The organism is Actinoallomurus soli (genome assembly GCF_024055715.1).
Taxonomy (GTDB): domain Bacteria; phylum Actinomycetota; class Actinomycetes; order Streptosporangiales; family Streptosporangiaceae; genus Actinoallomurus; species Actinoallomurus soli.
Map to the genome: position 1 here is coordinate 460531 of NZ_JAMXMV010000002.1, position 15579 is coordinate 476109.

Consider the following 15579-nt stretch of genomic DNA (forward strand, 5'->3'; position numbering starts at 1 on the left):
TCAGACACTCTCCATCCGCCGGCGCAGGCTCAGCGGGCGCATGTCGGTCCACACCTCGTCGATGTGCGCGAGGCACTCCTCCTTGCCGCCCCGCGTGCCCTCGGCGTGCCACCCGGCCGGCAGCTCGCGCCCGTCCCACCAGATCGAGTACTGGCCCTCGTCGTTGACGACGACCAGGTACGTCACCTGCTTCTGCGACATGAGATATCTCCTGTTGGATCACCAGGGCACGGACTGGCCGGCGCCGCTGTTCTCCGCGGTCCGCCGGACCATCTCGGCCACCGCGATGTCGAGCGCTCCGAGGCCGAACGGCGAGAACACCGTGACCTGCCCGGTCCCGGCCGGGAGGGGCTCACCGTCGAGGAGCGCGCCGATGGTGGCGTGAATGAAGTCGCGGTTCCCCGCCTGCTGCGAGGCGAGGTGCACCGAGGTGCGCTCGCGGTCGACGTGGTCGGGGTCGTCGACGACGTTCCGCGCCGCCAGCAGCGCCTCCGGACGCAGGTCCCGCAGCGACACGTGCAGGACGACCGTCCCCGGCCGGCAGGCGTCGAGGCCGGTGTGCGGGGTCGAGGCGTTGGTGGCGAAGGAGACCAGGCGGTGGGCGGCCAGCGCGGCGTCGAGGTCGGTGGTCCGGCGGACCGTCAGCCCGCCGGGGAGCCCGGACGCGAGCGCCTCCGCGCGTGCCGGATCGACGTCGTGCAGCAGGACCTGCGTCACCGAGGGCAGCAGGTGCCGTACGTAGCGCAGGACCGCCTGGTTGATCACGCCGCACCCGATCAGGCTGATGCCGGTCGGCTCCGCCTCGCCGAGCAGCCGGGCCGCGAGGGCCGCGCTCGCCGCGGTCCGGTGCGCCGAGATCAGCGACCCTTCGAGCAACGCGGTGGGGCGGCCGGTGTCCAGGGAGTTGAGGATGATCGCGGCGCTCGCCCGTGGCAGTCCGTCCGCGATGTTGCCGGGGAAGGACGCGATCCACTTCATCCCGGCCGCGTGGACGGGCCTGCCGACGTAGGCCGGCAGGCCGATGATCCGGTTGACCGTGTCGCCGGGGAACCGCAGGAACGTCGAGTGCGGCACCGCCGTCTGTTCCCGGTGGTGCAGCCGGTACGCCGTCCGCACCGCGTCCACCACCGCCGCCGGGGAGCCGGCGAGGATGTCTTCGATCTCCTTCTGGGCAAGGACCAGCAGCCGTGTCGTCACGGGATTCAGTCTCCGAGTGCCCGCTATGCCCGGCCTATACCTCGACCTCGTCCTCCTTCCACAGGTGGGCGACCTCGCCGAACTGCGTCGTGACCAGGAGTCCGAGTAGATGGTGTCGAGGTAGCGATCCCCCCGGTCCGGGAAGATGAGCACGCAGGTGGCCCCGTCGGGGACCTGCCGGCGGACCCGCGCCAGCGCCGCGACGGTCGCCCCGGAGGACCCGCCCGCGAGGATCGCCTCCCGGCCCACGAGCTTGCGGCAGCCGACGACGCAGTCCAGATCGCTGACGTGGACGACCTGGTCCGGGATCGAGCGGTCCAGGAGCGCCGGCGCGACGGAGGCACCGTGCCCCGGGATGAGCCGCGGAGCCGCCTCGTCGCCGTACAGGAGGCTGCCCACCGCGTCCACCGCGATGAGCGTCGTGTTCAGGCCGTGCTCCCGTACGTAGGCGGCGCAGCCGTTCAGCGTGCCCGTGGTGCTCGTCGCGGAGAACAGGTAGTCGACCCGGCCGTCGAGCGCGGTGGCGATCTCGGCCATGGTGCGCTCGTGCGCCTTGGGGTTCAGCGCGTTCGAGTACTGGTCCGGGGAGTACGCGTGCGGCGTGGCCTCGACGATCTCCCACACCCGCTTCTTGCGCACGGACAGGAACTCCCCGGTCACCGGGTCGGGGTCGGTGACGACGTCCAGGCCGACCTGGTAGGCGCGCAGTATCGCCAGGTTCTGCTCGGTGGTCTTGGCGTCCACCACGCAGATCAGCCGCAGGCCGAAGTACCGGCAGATCTGGGCCAGGCCGATCGCCAGGTTCCCCGAGCTGGACTCCACGATGACCGAGCGGCCCGCCTCCAGCTCGCCGGACTTGATCTTTTCGAGGATCATTCCCGCCGCGGAGCGGTCCTTGATGCTGCCGCCCGGGTTGAAGAACTCGAGCTTGCCGAACACCCGGCCCCTGAACCCCGGCATCAGCGCGCTGAGCTCGGCCAGGGGCGTGTTCCCGATGGTGTCCAGGACTCCGCTGACCGGCTTCGTCCGCATTCCCGTCTCCGTTCGCATCGTGCTGCGCTGTGGCTTAGGCGATGACCTGGCTGTCACCGACCCGGGAGCCCAGCGACCGCCGGCCGTCCAGGTGGATGAAGCTGCGGTGCAGCCAGCGGTCCCGGCCGTCGTAGCGCGGGACGAACTCGCTGCGCCCGTGGACCGTGATCCGGTTGTCGACCACGGCCAGGTCACCGGAGCCGAGGACGAAGGTCTGGGCCGCGGCGGCGAGGTGCTCCTTGAGCACGTCCATGGCGTCCCGCGCCTCGTCGTCGAGCGGCCTGGTGGCGTTGAAGTCGACCAGGATGTTCGGGTCACCGGACGCGCCGGAGAACACCGCATGCCGCAGATTCTTCGCCCCGGAGGCGACGAACGACGGCGGCGCCTCGGTCTCGAAGCGCTCCTGCCACAGCACCTCCCGTACCTTGACGGGGATGTGGGGGAACGCCCGGCGGAGCGGGCCGGTGAGCAGCCCGGCCCGGTTCTCGTGGTCGCTGCGCAGGCACATCAGCATCACGTAGTCGGGGCGATGCGCGTGGAAGGCGTTCTCCACGTGCATCTCCAGGTCGGCGGAGCCGGCGTTGCTCTGCGTCCGCTCCTGCCCCTGGACCGGCACCACGTTCTGGACCAGCGCGCCGTCCTTCTCCTTCTGGTACGCGATCATCTCGCCCAGGCAGAGCGCGATCAGCGCCTGCGTCGCCGCCGGCAGCGTCGCGTCGCGTTCGACCGAACCGCGCCGGGTGGGGGTCTGGGGCAGGGTCTCGTCGTCCAGCCCCAGGTTCGACAGCAACAGCACGCCGTCCAGCCCGGGGTCGTGCTGGAACCGGCGCAGCTCCTGCCGGACCCGGATCGGGACGGCCGCCGCGAGCCGGTAGGCGACGGCCAGCCACTTCTCGTCGTCCACCAGTGCCGGTGGGGTCTGCGTCAGTTCGCGGGCGATGGCCGCCAACTCGTTTCGCTCGGCGTCCGAGAGCACCACACGGAAGTCCGACTCGGTTCCGACTGCCGAATTCTCACTCATGCCGTCCAGGGGACCGAAGACTTCTATATGAGACCCATAGAAGCCCGTCTGGGCAGGGGATCGGCCCGGGGTCGCCGCCGAGCCGCGGTTCCCGGCTTGACCTTGACGCCGGTGTCAAGGGCTACCGTCGCTGTCGGCGGTCGATCGGGAGGTGTCGATGCGGATCGGCGAGCTGGCCGAGCGCGCCGGGGTGAGCACGCGGGCGCTGCGCTACTACGAGAAGCAGGGGCTGCTTCCGGCGCGCCGTGCGGCCAATGGCTATCGCGAGTACGACGAGTCGGACCTGCGCCTGGTGTCGGAGATCCGCTCGCTCCTGGGAGCGGGCTTCACGCTGGAGGACGCCCGGCCGTTCGTGGACTGCCTGCGCTCGGGCCGGGAGACGGGGGCCTCCTGTCCCGAGTCGGTGGCCGTCTACCGGCGCAGGCTCGCCGAGATCGACGCCGAGATCCGCGACCTGATCAAGCGGCGGACCGAGGTGGCCGACCAACTGTCGCGGTCCTGCCCGGGCTGCGTCTTCTTCCCGGAGGATACAAATGATCACGCTGACGACCGAGAACTTCGACGAGCACGTCCTCCACGGCGAGACGCCCATACTGGTCGACTTCTGGGCGGAGTGGTGCCCGCCGTGCAGGATGATCGCCCCGATCTTGGAGCAGATCGAGGCGGAGTACGGCGACCGCATCCGGATCGCCAAGATCAACGGTGACGAGAACCCGGAGATCGTCGAGCGCTACGGCGTCATGGGCTTCCCCACGCTGAACCTCTACCGCGACGGCCAGGTCGTCCAGCAGATCATGGGCGCGAGGTCCAAGCGCCGCCTCCTGGCCGACCTGTCCGGCCACCTCTGACACGGTTCGCCGTCGCCGCGCCCTTCCCCGGCCCACGACGTACCGAAGGCCCGGCAACGGCACCACGCCACCGACAACGGGGGCAATCGCGCCGAATCGGGCACCCGGGTGGGTGGTCGTCTTCGGCGCGTGTCCCGCCGGCGGCCACTTTGTCCCTCCTGAGGGGACAGCCTCCAACGCGACGAGCCCCCAGGCGAAGCCTTGGCCGAGCATCCCGTACGACCGCACGCGGCCGCCCCGGGGATATGCCGAGCAATCCTCCGCAGTGCGCCCACCGGATCGCCTGTCGTCTTCCAGCACCGTCTACTGAGAGGAGAATTGTGCTCGCGTCAGTAGACACCTCGAGAAACGACGCCTCGCCCGGCGAGCGGACCGCTCTACCCGGCCGATGCCGTCCGCGCCCTTCCCCCGCGCGGCACAGTCCCAGATCGACCATTACGTAACCCGTGAAAGCCCCGGCTACTACGGCAACCGGGGCTTTCTTTCACGCGGTCAGCTGTCGACGACGGCAACCTCGACGCAGGCTCCCTGCTGCTGGGAGCGCTGGGACTTACGCCATGCAAGAGCGCGCGGGAGGTCCTGTTGGGTCATCGGTACACGTCTCTCGGGTCGTGGGTTAGTTACGCGCTGCCTCCTTCGACAGCATCGCGATCGTATCCTCAGGGCTCAGCGCCTTCGCGATCAATTGGCGGAACACCGCCTCGTATCGGCGCACGTCGGCGGCCTCTTCGACCAGGAGTTCGCCGGCGACCGTCTCCACGTAGGCCGCGTCCGGGTCGCGCGGGAACGACAGGATCGTGAAAGAACCCGCCGTGCTCGGATGCGGACCTGCGGAGAACGGGATCACCTGGAACGTGATTTTCGGCAGCTCAGCCAACTCGATCAGCCGCTGGATCTGGGCGCGCATCACCTCGGGGCCGCCGACCGGTCGGTGAAGGGCGGCCTCGTCAATGATCGCCCACAGCCGCGCTGGAGCATCGCCGAACAGGATCCGCTGTCGCTCCGTTCGAACCTTCACGCGTTGCTCGACCTCCTCGTCGGAGATCTCGGCGGGGCCGGACTGGATGAGGCCGCGGGCGTAATCGGCGGTCTGCATCAGGCCAGGGAAGACCGCCAGCTCGAAGGTCAGCACGTCATCGGCTTCGCTCTCCAGGCCGATATAGGTGGTGTACCGGTCGGACAGCATCTTGCGATATGGCTGCCACCAGTCGCGTTGGCTGCCCTCGCGGGCCATCGCGAACAGCTTTTCGCGGTGCTTCGCATCAGTGACGCCGTATCTGTCGAGCAAATCACGGACGTCGCGGAGCTTCGGCTTCACCCACTCGGCTCGTTCCATCCACAAGATCTTGTCGGTGGAGCAGTCGAGCGCCTCGGCGGCGTCATCCACGGTAAAGCCACCCTCCTCGCGTAGCCGCCGGAGGGCATTGGAGAGTTCCCGTCGCCGTGCTGTTGGGCTGCGCCGTTCTGGCATGCGCCCGATCGTAGGCCACAGTGGCAGCGACGACTGGGAATCCGACATACGACTCATTTTCTACTGCCCGAAGGTTTCTCATTGAAAGTTTCTCGTCGGAGATGCATGCTAGGCCGTACCGAACCCCCACCCGTTCGGTCAACACGACCTGGCGCAACTACAGAGAGTTGATCTCCCGTGACACCAGATCCGGCGGTCATCGCCGACCGCTCGCCATATCCCCCCGAACCGGCGTCCGCGGTCCTTTCGCTCCAGGTCCGACGCGATGCCGTACGCGACGCCCGGCGCTTCGCCGCCGACGCCGTGGCCGGGCGCCCGTACGACTCTTACGAGATCGCGCTGCTGGCGTCGGAGCTGACGACCAACGCCGTACGCGCCGCCGAGGCGATGCACCCCACCTGGCCGGACGACATCCGGCCGATCGGCGTCCGGCTGACCGTCACCGATCGGTACGCGCACCTGGCCGTCGGCGACCCCGACCCCGACCCCCTGCCCGCCCAGCAGCACGGCGGCCTGCTCGCCGAACGCGGACGCGGCCTGACCATCGTCGACCAGCACGCCGCCGCCCGCTGGGTCACCTACGGCGACCACGGCAAGACCGTGCACGCCCTCATCGCCGCACCCGGCGTCATCCTGACCGCCGCCGAACTCGCCGAGATCCGGGGGACGTCATGATCCGGCGACTCCTCGGCGCCCTCGGCATCCTCATCACCGAGCCCGATCGGTCCCCGTGGCCGCCTTCGCCGCGCCGGCCCGAGCCGCCCGATCCCTCTCCGGCCCAACTCGCCGAAGTCCAGAGCCTGTGCTCCCAATGGCTCGTGATGTGGTGCTGGTACCGGCGCGAATACGCCGCCATCGCCAGGTTCGGCCCCGACTCGACGATCATCTACGACCGTGACCCACGGCATTTAGTGTTCCGCTGCCGCGCGGCCGAACTCGCGGTGCCGGTCCCGTGAGCCTCGACCTGGCCGGACTGTGAGTCGTGCGTACGGCCTCCGCTCAGGGCGTCCCCGCTTAGGGCGCCTGGGTTCCCCGGAAACGGCGCGTACCCGGTATGTCACGCACTAGCGTCGATCGGGCGTCGCGTACGGGCGTTCCTGACGGGGAGGCGTGGCGGTGGAACCAGGAGATCTCGTCGCGGGGCGGTACCGCGTCACCAAGGGGCCGCTGGACGGGGGAACGAACGAGCTCTGGGAGGCCGTGGACGAGGGCCTCGATCTCAGACGCAAGGTCGTCCTCAAACGCCTGGCCGACGACGGTGCGGCCGCGCTGGCACGGCTGAAGGCGGAGGCACGCGCCCAGGCGGCCTTCAGCCATCCCCACGTCGTGACCCTGTACAACGTCGAACGGGATGAGACGGACACGGGCGTCACCTGGTGGCTCGTGCTGGAGCACGTCCCGCACGGGAGCCTGGACGGGCGGGAGAAGAAACCGGCTCGGTGGGCGGCGGGCATCGGCGCGCAGATCGCGGACGCCCTGACGGCCCTGCACGCCAAGGGCATCGTCCACTGCGACGTCAAGCCCGGCAACATCCTCATCGCCGACGAGACCGCCAAGCTGACCGACTTCGGCGCGGCGTACCGGATGGAGCACAGGGAGACGATCACGCCGAACGGCGAGCTCGGTCACACCCCGGCCTATGCCGCTCCCGAGGTAGTGAAAGGACGGCCTGAGCCGGCGTCGGACGTCTTCTCCCTCGCCGTCACGATCCTCGCGCTCATCCTCGGCCGGCCGGTCCGTACGGTTCCTGCCCCCAGCGAATCCGATGACCCGTTTAAGGACGTCGAGCCGCTGCGCGACGTCCTGGCGGCGATGCTCCGGCCCGACCCGGCGGACCGGCCCGACGCGGCCGAGGCGCACCGGCGGCTGGCCGCGCTCGCGGAATCGGTGGAAGCGCCGGCTCCGATCGGCGTCGTCCCCGTGCCGCCGCCGAAGAAATTCACGTCTGTGCCTGTGCCGAGACCTGGGCAGCCGGGCGGATCGGTGGGGGACCCAGGTCCCCCACCGGGGCCCGTCCGGCGTCGCTCGCGTCTCATCGCGGTGAGCGCGGTCGTCGTGGCGTTGGCGGCGGCCGGGGGCTGGTTCACGCTGCGGCACCTGAGCCGGGAATCCCCGAAGAAGCCTCCGCACGCGCAGCCGAAGCCGTCGGAGCGGCCCGGCATCGAGGACGCCGATCCCTGTGCCCTGATCGCCCCGGGCCCTCTCGGGAAGTACGGCGAGACCGAGGTGGACGACGCCGCGGGGAACTTCAACCGCTGTGACGTGATCGTCCACTCGCGTACGCACGGTGTCGTGGACGTCGAGGTGCAGTTCGTTGCCGGGTCCGGCCCGGAAGAGGCATCCTCGGTCAGGACCATGGGTCCCGTTCGCGTCGTCGCGGAACGGGCGTCGGGCGGTGAGTGCGACCGTACGCTCCTGCTGCCGCCTCCCGACGACGGCTTCACCGTCATCGTCAGCGCGGACAGCAACAAGCCCGCGCCGCTATGCAAGATCGCGGACACCGCCACCACGAGCGCGGTCGGCGTCATCAGGAAAGGGCCGATCAGACGGCGGTCCCTGCCGGCGCGCTCGCTGGGGCGGCAGAAAGCGTGCGCGCTGCTCGGCGAGAAGGCGTTGGACATCGTCCCCGGCATCGACGCCGGTGACCGGGTGTCCGAAAGCCCGTGGGACTGCACGTGGCGGAGCACCACCGAGGACATTCAGGTCAAGCTGCGGTTCGACCGTGGTCAGCCCCTCACCGGAGCGGACGGCCGCGTGACGTGGCTCAATGGCTACCGCACCGTCATCACGCCGCAGGGAGACGGGAACGACACCTGCCTGGTACGGGTCGTCTACCGGGACTACAACGGCAGCGACCAGCAGCGGATGATCGAGATGCTGTACCTCACCATCGAGGGCAGGCCGTCCACCACACGACTGTGCTCGATCGGGACCGGCCTCGCCGGGTCCGCGGCCGCTGCGCTCCCCCGAACCTGAATCCGAATCGCTCGTACTCATCGCCGTCCGCTCGCCGTACGCCGAGGTGAGGGAAGCAGGAGGAGACAGACCAGGACCCCGGTGGCGAGGAGAGCCAGGCCCGCCGTCCAGACGGCATGGCGCAGGCCGTCGACGAACAGCGCCCGGTCCGCGGCGGAGAGCCGCCCGCCGGAACCGTGCCGCGGCAGCCGTGCGTACACGAGCGCGCCCAGCACGGCGACGCCGAGGACCTGTCCGAGCTGGCGCATCGCGTTGTGCACGGCGGAGGCCATGCCCGCCCGGGTCGTGCCCGCCGCTGACAGCGCCGTAACGGTCATCGGGGTCAGGCACATGCCGATCCCGAAGCCGCCGAGCGCGAGGTCCCACCAGATGGCACCGATCCCGGTGCCGGTGCCGAGTCTCAGGAGCCCGAGGACGGCGACGCCGCCGAGGGCCAGTCCGCTCAGCATCGGCGGGAGCGCGCCGTACCTGCCGACCAGGCGGCCGGACACCGGAGCGGCGAGCGCGAAGGCGACCCCGATCGCCGCGACGTCGATCCCCGCCGTGTCGGCAGGATCTCCGTGCACCTGCTGGAAGTACGCGCTCAGGTAGACGATCAGGCCGATGAAGGCGAAGAAGACGACCAGGCCCGCGACGTTCGCGGCGGTGAACGCGGGTCGCAGGAAGAGCGACACGTCGATCAGCGGTTCGGCCCGGTGACGCTCCCAGACGACGAAGACGATCAGGATCGTGATACCCGTGGCGAACGAGCCGATGATGACCGGTGAGGCCCATCCGAGGCGCTGGCCCTCGATGAGGCCGAACGCGACGGCCGCGAGGCCGGCCGTCGTCAACAGCGCACCGAGCAGGTCGAAGCGGTGTCGGGCCGTCGCACGGGCCGGTCGCGGAATGACACGGGCCGCCAGGACGACCAGCGCGGCCGATAGAGGGCCGTTCATCAACAGCACCCAACGCCAGCCGAGACCGGTGACGATGACGCCGCCGAGCACCGGTCCGATGGCCAGCGCCAGTCCGGAGCTCGTGGACCACAGCCCGATGGCAGTGGCCCGCCGGCGTTCGTCGGGAAACGCCAGCCGGATGAGCGTCAGGCTGCCTGGGACGAGGAACGCCGGTCCCAGCCCCTGGATCACCCGGCCGGCGAGCAGCACCGGCACCGTGGGGGCGAGCCCGGCGAGCAACGAGCCCAGGCCGAACGCGGCGACCCCGCCGATGAAGGCGCCCTTGCGGCCCCACCGGTCGCCGAGCGTTCCCCCGGTCACCAGCAGACTCGCATAGACGAGGACATAGGCGTCGACGATCCACTGCTGTTCCGTCGCGCCGGCTCCGAGATCGGCCCCGATGGACGGCAGCGCCACGCTGATGACCGTCGTCGACATGACGGCGAGGAACAACCCGCCGGCCGTGGCGAGGAGCGTCAGCCAGGGACCCGCCGAGCCTGCAGCGGGAACCCGTTCGTGTGCTGGAACAGCGGCCTGGGACGTCATACCGACGACGTTAGAGAGGGTCCGCTCATAGCGTCCAAGTCCAGTTATGCCATAACTTCATGCCTGAGGAGGCATGAGTGGAGCTACTGCAGCTGTACTACTTCCAGACCGTCGCCCGCCGCGAGCACATCAGCCGGGCCGCCGAGGAACTCCGGGTGGCTCAGCCATCGCTCAGCCGCACGATCGCCCGTCTCGAGGCCGAACTGGGCGTTCCGCTCTTCGACCGGCACGGCCGCAGGATCCGGCTGAACCACTTCGGCGCTCTGTTCCTCGCGCGGGTCGACCGGGCGCTCGGCGAACTCGACGACGCCCGGCGCGAACTCGCCGACGCGGCGGGGCTGGACCTCGGTACCGTATCGATCGCCGCGGAGAACCTGCAGGCGCTGAGCGACCTGCTCGCCGCGTTTCTCCGTGACCATCCGGGAGTGAACGTCAGGCTCAGCCAGTCGTCCGCGCCGGTGATGCTCCGGCAACTGGCCGCGGGGGAGGTTGACCTCTGCCTCGCATCGCAGCCGCTCCCCGGGTCGTACCTGCGCTCGGTGGAGATCCGGCGGGAGGAGGTGCTCCTCGCCGTCCCCCCGCACCACCCGCTGGCAGGCCGGTCCGAGGTCGGTGTCCCCGCGCTGGCCGACGAGCCGTTCGTCACGACGCGGCCCGGCTACTGGCAGCGCAGCCTGTTGGACCGCCTGTTCGCCGACGCCGGGCTGGAACCCGCCATCGCCTGCGAGGGCGACGAGCCCGCCGCCATCCGCAGCCTGATCAGCGCCGGGCTCGGCATCGGGCTCCTTCCCGCCGCCGCGTACGAGGCGGCGGCGGGCCCGTCCGTCGCCTGGCTGCGGATCGACGCCCCGGACTGCCACCGCGTCCTGCGTCTCGTCCACCGCGACGACGGCTACCTCTCCGCCGCGGCGCGCAGTCTCCGTGACGTCGCCACCGAGCACTTCCGCACCGCCGGCTGAGGCGGGCACGGTTCAGTCGATCAGCCGGAGGCCGCCCCATGACGAAGAGCGTGCCGGGCTCCGCCGGGGGGAGGGTGGCCGGGCCGAGGGCCCGTCAGGTGTCGATCTCGGCGGGCTGCGGGTCGGCCACCGTCTCCGGGGCGGCGTGCCGGGCGGTGGCGGTACGGGCGGCGGGGATGGCGGCGGCGATGAGCGCGGCCAGGAGGGCGACGCCGCAGCCGATGCCCAGGCCGGCGCGGAACCCGTTCTCGGAGGTGAAGGTGTAGCCGGCCCGGGTCACGGTCAGCTGCGCCAGGACCACGCCCATCACGGCGGCGCCGGTCGAGGTGCCCAGGGATCGCATGAGGGTGTTGAAGCCGTTGGCGGCGGCGGTCTCGTTCAGCGGGACGGAGCTCATGATCAGGGCGGGCATCGCGCCGTAGGCGAGACCGACACCGCTGTTGATGATCATCATGGCGAGCATGAGGCTCCAGGCCGAGCCCATGAGCACCAGCGACAGGCCATAGCCGATGGCCAGCACGAGGACGCCGCTGATCAGGGTGAACTTCGGGCCGCGGGCGTTGGTGAGCTTCCCGCCCAGCGGGGACACGATCATCATCATGACGCCGCCGGGCGCCAGCCACAGGCCCGCCGCGAGCATCGACTGGCCCAGGCCGTACCCGGTGGCCTTGGGGAACTGCAGGAGCTGCGGCACGACCAGCATCGAGGCGTACATGCCGAACCCGACGAAGATCGAGGCGACGTTGGTGAGCAGGACGCGGGGGCGGGCCGTGGTGCGCAGGTCGACGAGCGGCTCGCGGCTGCGCACCTCCCACGCCCCCCACGCGAGCAGGACGACGACGGCGGCGGCGAACAGGCCGAGCGTGGTCCCCGACGCCCAGCCCCAGTCGGCGCCCTTGGAGACCGCCAGCAGCAGGCAGACCAGGCCGATGCCGAGCCCGATCGCGCCGGGCGCGTCGAAGTGCTGGCCCTTGGCGCCGGCCGGCACACTCGGGATCAGGAACCAGATCAGGATCGCGACCACCGCGGCCAGGACGGCCGATCCCCAGAACAGCACGCGCCAGCTCGCGTACTCGGCGACGGCCGCCGCGATCGGCAGGCCCAGACCGCCGCCGATCCCCATGGAGGCGCTGACCAGCGCGATGGAGGAGCTGAGCCGCTCCCTCGGGACCACGTCGCGGAGCAGGGCGATGCCGAGCGGCACCATGCCCATCCCCATGCCCTGCAGGCCGCGTCCGACGATCATCGGGACGACCGAGGAGGACAGCGCGCACACCACCGAGCCCGCGACCAGCGGAACCGAGCACACCAGGAGCATCGGGCGCTTGCCCACCAGGTCGCCCAGGCGGCCGAAGACCGGAACGCAGACGGCTCCCGCCAGGAGGGTGACGGTGATCACCCAGGCGGCGTTCGAGGAGCCGGTGTGCAGGATCTTCGGCAGCTCCTGGATCAGCGGCGTGACGAGCGTCTGCATGATCGCTGCCGTGATGCCGGCCAGGGCCAGCGTGAGAACCACGCCGCCCGCGCGGGCGGTGGGCTGGGGGGCTTCCAAGGAGGACTCCTCATAGATCGCGGAACACCAAGCATGCATTATGCATACTGTTTGCACAATGCACACCTTGTGTAAGACGCAAATCACTGTGGGAGCATGAGGGGGAGGCCGCTCTCCGGACCTGGCGCGCCGAGCGGCCTGGGCACCACCAGGAGGCGAAGGCAGTTGAGCAGGCCCACGTACGAGGTCGAGTACGAGCAGATGTTGCTCAGCCGGCACGAGTTCCTCAGACGCAGGGCCGCCGGTGCGCTGGACCGCAGCGCGTACGTTCTCCTCAGCCGCATCCGCATCCAGGGGCCCATGTCGATCAGCGAGCTGAGCGACGCCTTCGGGCTGGACTTCTCCACCCTGCAACGGCAGACGACCGCGGCGATGCGCTCCGGCCTGGTCGAGCGCATCCCCGACCCCGCCGGCGGCATGGCCCGCAAGTTCCGCATCACGGACAAGGGCGAGCAGATGCTGAACGAGGAGCGTGAGACCCTCGTCGGCAGCCTCGACAAGATCATGGCCGACTGGTCGGACGAGGACATCGCCGCCTTCGTGGGCTACCTCCGCCGCTTCAACAGCGGCATCGAACGCCTCACCGGCCGCCCCTGGCCCCGCCCCTGAGACCGAGCCGGGGGCGGAGCCAAAGGCGGAGACCCTCTCCCGAGACGGGACCCCGTCCCCGAGGCGGTGGACCGGCCGCGCGGCGTCCGGCGGCCGGTCCGGTCGGCGTGCGGGTCAGCCGTTACGGCCGAGGCGCAGGCCCACCAGGGCGTGCTTGCCGCTGACGCCGAGCGTCGAGGCGCCGATGGTCGCCGAACCCGACCCGGTCACGCCCGTGGCGGTGCCCTTGAGCAGGCTCACCGCGCCGTCCGTGCCGTTCTCGTTGGGCGCGCCGGCGATCAGGTCGCCGTAGGCGTCGGCGTTGACGTTCAGCATGGTGACCGCCCAGCCGAACTGGTCGTTCTGCTCCGCGGCGCCGGGCACATCGGGGTAGCTCTGCGAGACCGCCTGGGCGCCCGTGCCGGTGAGCCCGGAGGCCGAGCCGTACAGGACGACCGCCTCGCCGGCGTGCGACTGGGAGCTGACGGTGCGGTACGGCACGCCGACCGCGAGGTCGTACTTGCCGTCCTTGTTCACGTCGCCCGCGGACAGCGCGTAGCCGAACTTGTCACCGGTCACCGCGGCGCCCGGCACACCCGAGCTGTCCTGGGTGATCGTATTCGAGCTCGCCAGGCTGACGTTCGCGTCGCCCTTGAAGACCGTGACGTGACCGCCCTTGCCGGCGCTCTCGTCGGCGCCGCCGGCGGCGATGTCGGCGTAGCCGTCACCGTCGAAGTCGGCCACGGCGAGGCTGTCCACGCGGGTGATCGCCTCACCGACGACCGAGCCCTCCGGGGACGTGAAGTCCCACACGTCGAAGCCGGACTTCGGGTCGGCGCTGGAGACCCAGCCCACGACCAGGTCGAGTTTGTTGTCGCCGTTGACGTCGCCGATCGCCGGGGTGAGGGCGCTGAAGTTGCTCGCCGCCGCCGCGGTGATGCCGCTCTTCTTCGCCCGGAGCCGGTGCGGCCTCGCGGGCGGGCTGAAGCGTGCCGTCTCGCCCTGCGCCCTGACCTGCGCCTTGGCCTGCGCGGTGCTCGGGGCCGAACTGAAGGTCCAGAAATAGCCGTCGCCCGGCGACGTGTCGACCCAGTCGGTGTAGCCGTCGCCGTCGAGGTCGCCCGCCGTCAGCGCGTAGCCGAACCGGTGACCCGCGCCGGCGTACGACGAGGGCTCGGCGATGGCGCCCGAGCCCGACCCCGTCAGCCCGGACGGCGAACCCCACAGGATCGTCTCGGAGCCGGCGTCCGTGCCCGCGGTGGTGTCCTCGTCGGGCGCGCCGATGAGCAGGTCCGCGTAGCCGTCGCGGTCGTAGTCCATGGACGTGATCGAGTAGCCGAAGTGGTCGCCGGCCTCGGCGGCGCCGGGCACCCCGCTGCTGTCCTGGCTGAAGACCTGCTTCTTGCTCGTGTTCAGGCCGGACGAGGAGCCGTAGACGATCGTGACGAAGCCGGCGTTGGCGTGGCCGCTGACCGTGCCGTACGGGTTGCCGAGCGCCAGGTCGGGATGGCCGTCGCCGTTGAAGTCGTAGGGCTGGACCGCCTTGAGGGGCGCAGCCGCCTTCGGGAGGGGGGACGCATGGGCGACGCCGGCCAGCCCGGCCCCCATGGCGGTGATGGCGGACACCGCGAGTGCCCGTGTGACGCCAGTTTTCAACAAGCCTCCTAGGAACCGCCGCGCGGTGGAGAAACCGGCGGCAGATAAGTGACGCTTCGCGTTAACGAAGGGTTTACTTTTCCCGTGGGCTCGTGGAGGAGATGACGCGGCTACGCGGAGATGACGCGGCTACGCGGAGTACTCGGGGTAGCCGTAGCCGACGACGTAGTCCTTGCTGCGGGTCCGGACCTTCACGGCGTTGTCGGTGTTGCCCTCGACGGTCTGGATCGTGCCGTCATGGTTGTCCTTGATGACGAGGCCGACGTGCTCGATGCTGCCGATGTCCTTGCCGCCGTTCCAGGAGAAGAACACGACGGCTCCGGGCTTGGGGGTCGTGCCCCAGCGGCCCTGCCGTTCGAACCACCTGGCGTGCGCGGGGGTGAAGGCGTCGCCGCCGATCCCCTTGACCCCGGCCTGGGCCCCGACCCAGGTGACGAACATGTCGCACCAGCTCGCGTTGGCGTAGTCGCCGATCGATCCGCCGTCGCGCGCGACGTCGGCCTTCGCGAACGGCGAGGACATGAACCACTGGTTGAACTTGCTGCCGCCGGCGGCGTCCTCGGTGGTGCCGACTTGGGAAAGAGCGACCTTCAACGCGTCATCCGCGGTGGGCGACCGCTGCAGGCGAATTCCGATCAGGATCGCCGCGACCAGAAGGATCACGGCCATTCCCGCCGACGCGATACCCACGACGGGATTGATGAGACGTCCGCGAAATGAGAATCGCGGATAACGAAGGACTGGGGACGACACGGGGACACTCCTCGCGGCTTCCACCTCGGAGAACACGTCCGA

Annotated in this window: 15 protein-coding genes and 1 pseudogene; 7 read left to right on the plus strand and 9 right to left on the minus strand. The window is 70.2% G+C overall.

Going from position 1 to position 15579, the window contains the following annotated elements; genetic code table 11:
- From NDW01_RS08120 to NDW01_RS08130, 3 genes are read right to left on the minus strand one after another with little or no spacing between them, the layout of a single operon-like run.
- Positions 1-201 carry an MbtH family protein gene (locus NDW01_RS08120; RefSeq protein WP_252782204.1) on the minus strand — a complete coding sequence of 67 codons (201 nt, stop codon included), beginning with the start codon at positions 199-201 and terminating at the stop codon, positions 1-3.
- An 18-nt stretch (positions 202-219) separates the two neighbouring features.
- Positions 220-2229 (minus strand): 2,3-diaminopropionate biosynthesis protein SbnA, encoded by a 2010-nt coding sequence (gene sbnA, locus NDW01_RS08125; protein WP_252818336.1) that lies wholly within the window; start codon positions 2227-2229, stop codon positions 220-222.
- Between the two features lie 34 nt (positions 2230-2263).
- The gene (locus NDW01_RS08130; RefSeq protein ID WP_252818338.1) at positions 2264-3250 is read right to left on the minus strand and encodes a TauD/TfdA family dioxygenase; all 987 of its coding nucleotides are present in this window, start codon (positions 3248-3250) and stop codon (positions 2264-2266) included.
- Between the two features lie 157 nt (positions 3251-3407).
- Here NDW01_RS08130 and NDW01_RS44280 point away from each other — a divergent pair.
- Both NDW01_RS44280 and trxA read left to right on the plus strand, forming a co-directional pair.
- Positions 3408-3584 (plus strand): annotated as a pseudogene (locus tag NDW01_RS44280) (MerR family transcriptional regulator); the annotation flags it as partial.
- A 199-nt stretch (positions 3585-3783) separates the two neighbouring features.
- A complete protein-coding gene (gene trxA, locus NDW01_RS08140) occupies positions 3784-4098 on the plus strand; it encodes a thioredoxin (protein ID WP_252782208.1) in 315 nt (104 codons plus the stop codon).
- Positions 4099-4590: 492 nt separating this feature from the next.
- On the opposite strand, the gene NDW01_RS44285 is transcribed toward trxA, so the two are convergent.
- Both NDW01_RS44285 and NDW01_RS08145 read right to left on the minus strand, forming a co-directional pair.
- Positions 4591-4689 carry a DUF397 domain-containing protein gene (locus NDW01_RS44285; RefSeq protein ID WP_406567700.1) on the minus strand — a complete coding sequence of 33 codons (99 nt, stop codon included), beginning with the start codon at positions 4687-4689 and terminating at the stop codon, positions 4591-4593.
- Between the two features lie 25 nt (positions 4690-4714).
- Positions 4715-5569: a helix-turn-helix domain-containing protein gene (locus NDW01_RS08145; RefSeq protein ID WP_252818341.1), complete on the minus strand. Its 855-nt coding sequence runs from the start codon at positions 5567-5569 to the stop codon at positions 4715-4717.
- Between the two features lie 177 nt (positions 5570-5746).
- Here NDW01_RS08145 and NDW01_RS08150 point away from each other — a divergent pair, with 177 nt between their 5' ends.
- The 3 genes from NDW01_RS08150 to NDW01_RS08160 all read left to right on the plus strand — a co-directional run bounded on the left by NDW01_RS08150 (position 5747) and on the right by NDW01_RS08160 (position 8545).
- Positions 5747-6244: an ATP-binding protein gene (locus NDW01_RS08150; protein ID WP_252818344.1), complete on the plus strand. Its 498-nt coding sequence runs from the start codon at positions 5747-5749 to the stop codon at positions 6242-6244.
- Positions 6241-6525: a hypothetical protein gene (locus NDW01_RS08155; RefSeq protein ID WP_252818346.1), complete on the plus strand. Its 285-nt coding sequence runs from the start codon at positions 6241-6243 to the stop codon at positions 6523-6525. The genes NDW01_RS08150 and NDW01_RS08155 overlap by 4 nt, the downstream gene beginning before the upstream one ends.
- A gap of 160 nt (positions 6526-6685) precedes the next feature.
- Complete coding sequence (locus NDW01_RS08160) at positions 6686-8545, plus strand: serine/threonine-protein kinase (RefSeq protein ID WP_252818349.1); 1860 nt, start codon at positions 6686-6688, stop codon at positions 8543-8545.
- Between the two features lie 17 nt (positions 8546-8562).
- On the opposite strand, the gene NDW01_RS08165 is transcribed toward NDW01_RS08160, so the two are convergent.
- Entirely contained in the window at positions 8563-10029 is a 1467-nt protein-coding gene (locus NDW01_RS08165) for an MFS transporter (RefSeq protein WP_252818351.1), read from the minus strand.
- A 77-nt stretch (positions 10030-10106) separates the two neighbouring features.
- On the opposite strand from NDW01_RS08165, the gene NDW01_RS08170 reads away from it, so the two are divergent.
- Entirely contained in the window at positions 10107-10988 is an 882-nt protein-coding gene (locus NDW01_RS08170) for a LysR family transcriptional regulator (protein ID WP_252818353.1), read from the plus strand.
- A gap of 94 nt (positions 10989-11082) precedes the next feature.
- On the opposite strand, the gene NDW01_RS08175 is transcribed toward NDW01_RS08170, so the two are convergent.
- Complete coding sequence (locus NDW01_RS08175; protein ID WP_252818356.1) at positions 11083-12540, minus strand: MFS transporter; 1458 nt, start codon at positions 12538-12540, stop codon at positions 11083-11085.
- Positions 12541-12705: 165 nt separating this feature from the next.
- Here NDW01_RS08175 and NDW01_RS08180 point away from each other — a divergent pair, with 165 nt between their 5' ends.
- A complete protein-coding gene (locus NDW01_RS08180) occupies positions 12706-13149 on the plus strand; it encodes a MarR family winged helix-turn-helix transcriptional regulator (RefSeq protein ID WP_252818359.1) in 444 nt (147 codons plus the stop codon).
- 114 nt (positions 13150-13263) lie between these two features.
- On the opposite strand, the gene NDW01_RS08185 is transcribed toward NDW01_RS08180, so the two are convergent.
- Complete coding sequence (locus NDW01_RS08185; RefSeq protein WP_252818361.1) at positions 13264-14784, minus strand: FG-GAP-like repeat-containing protein; 1521 nt, start codon at positions 14782-14784, stop codon at positions 13264-13266.
- Positions 14785-14913: 129 nt separating this feature from the next.
- On the minus strand, positions 14914-15474 hold the full coding sequence (locus tag NDW01_RS08190) for a CHAP domain-containing protein (RefSeq protein ID WP_252818364.1): 561 nt from the start codon (positions 15472-15474) through the stop codon (positions 14914-14916).
- Positions 15475-15579: the final 105 nt, after the last annotated feature.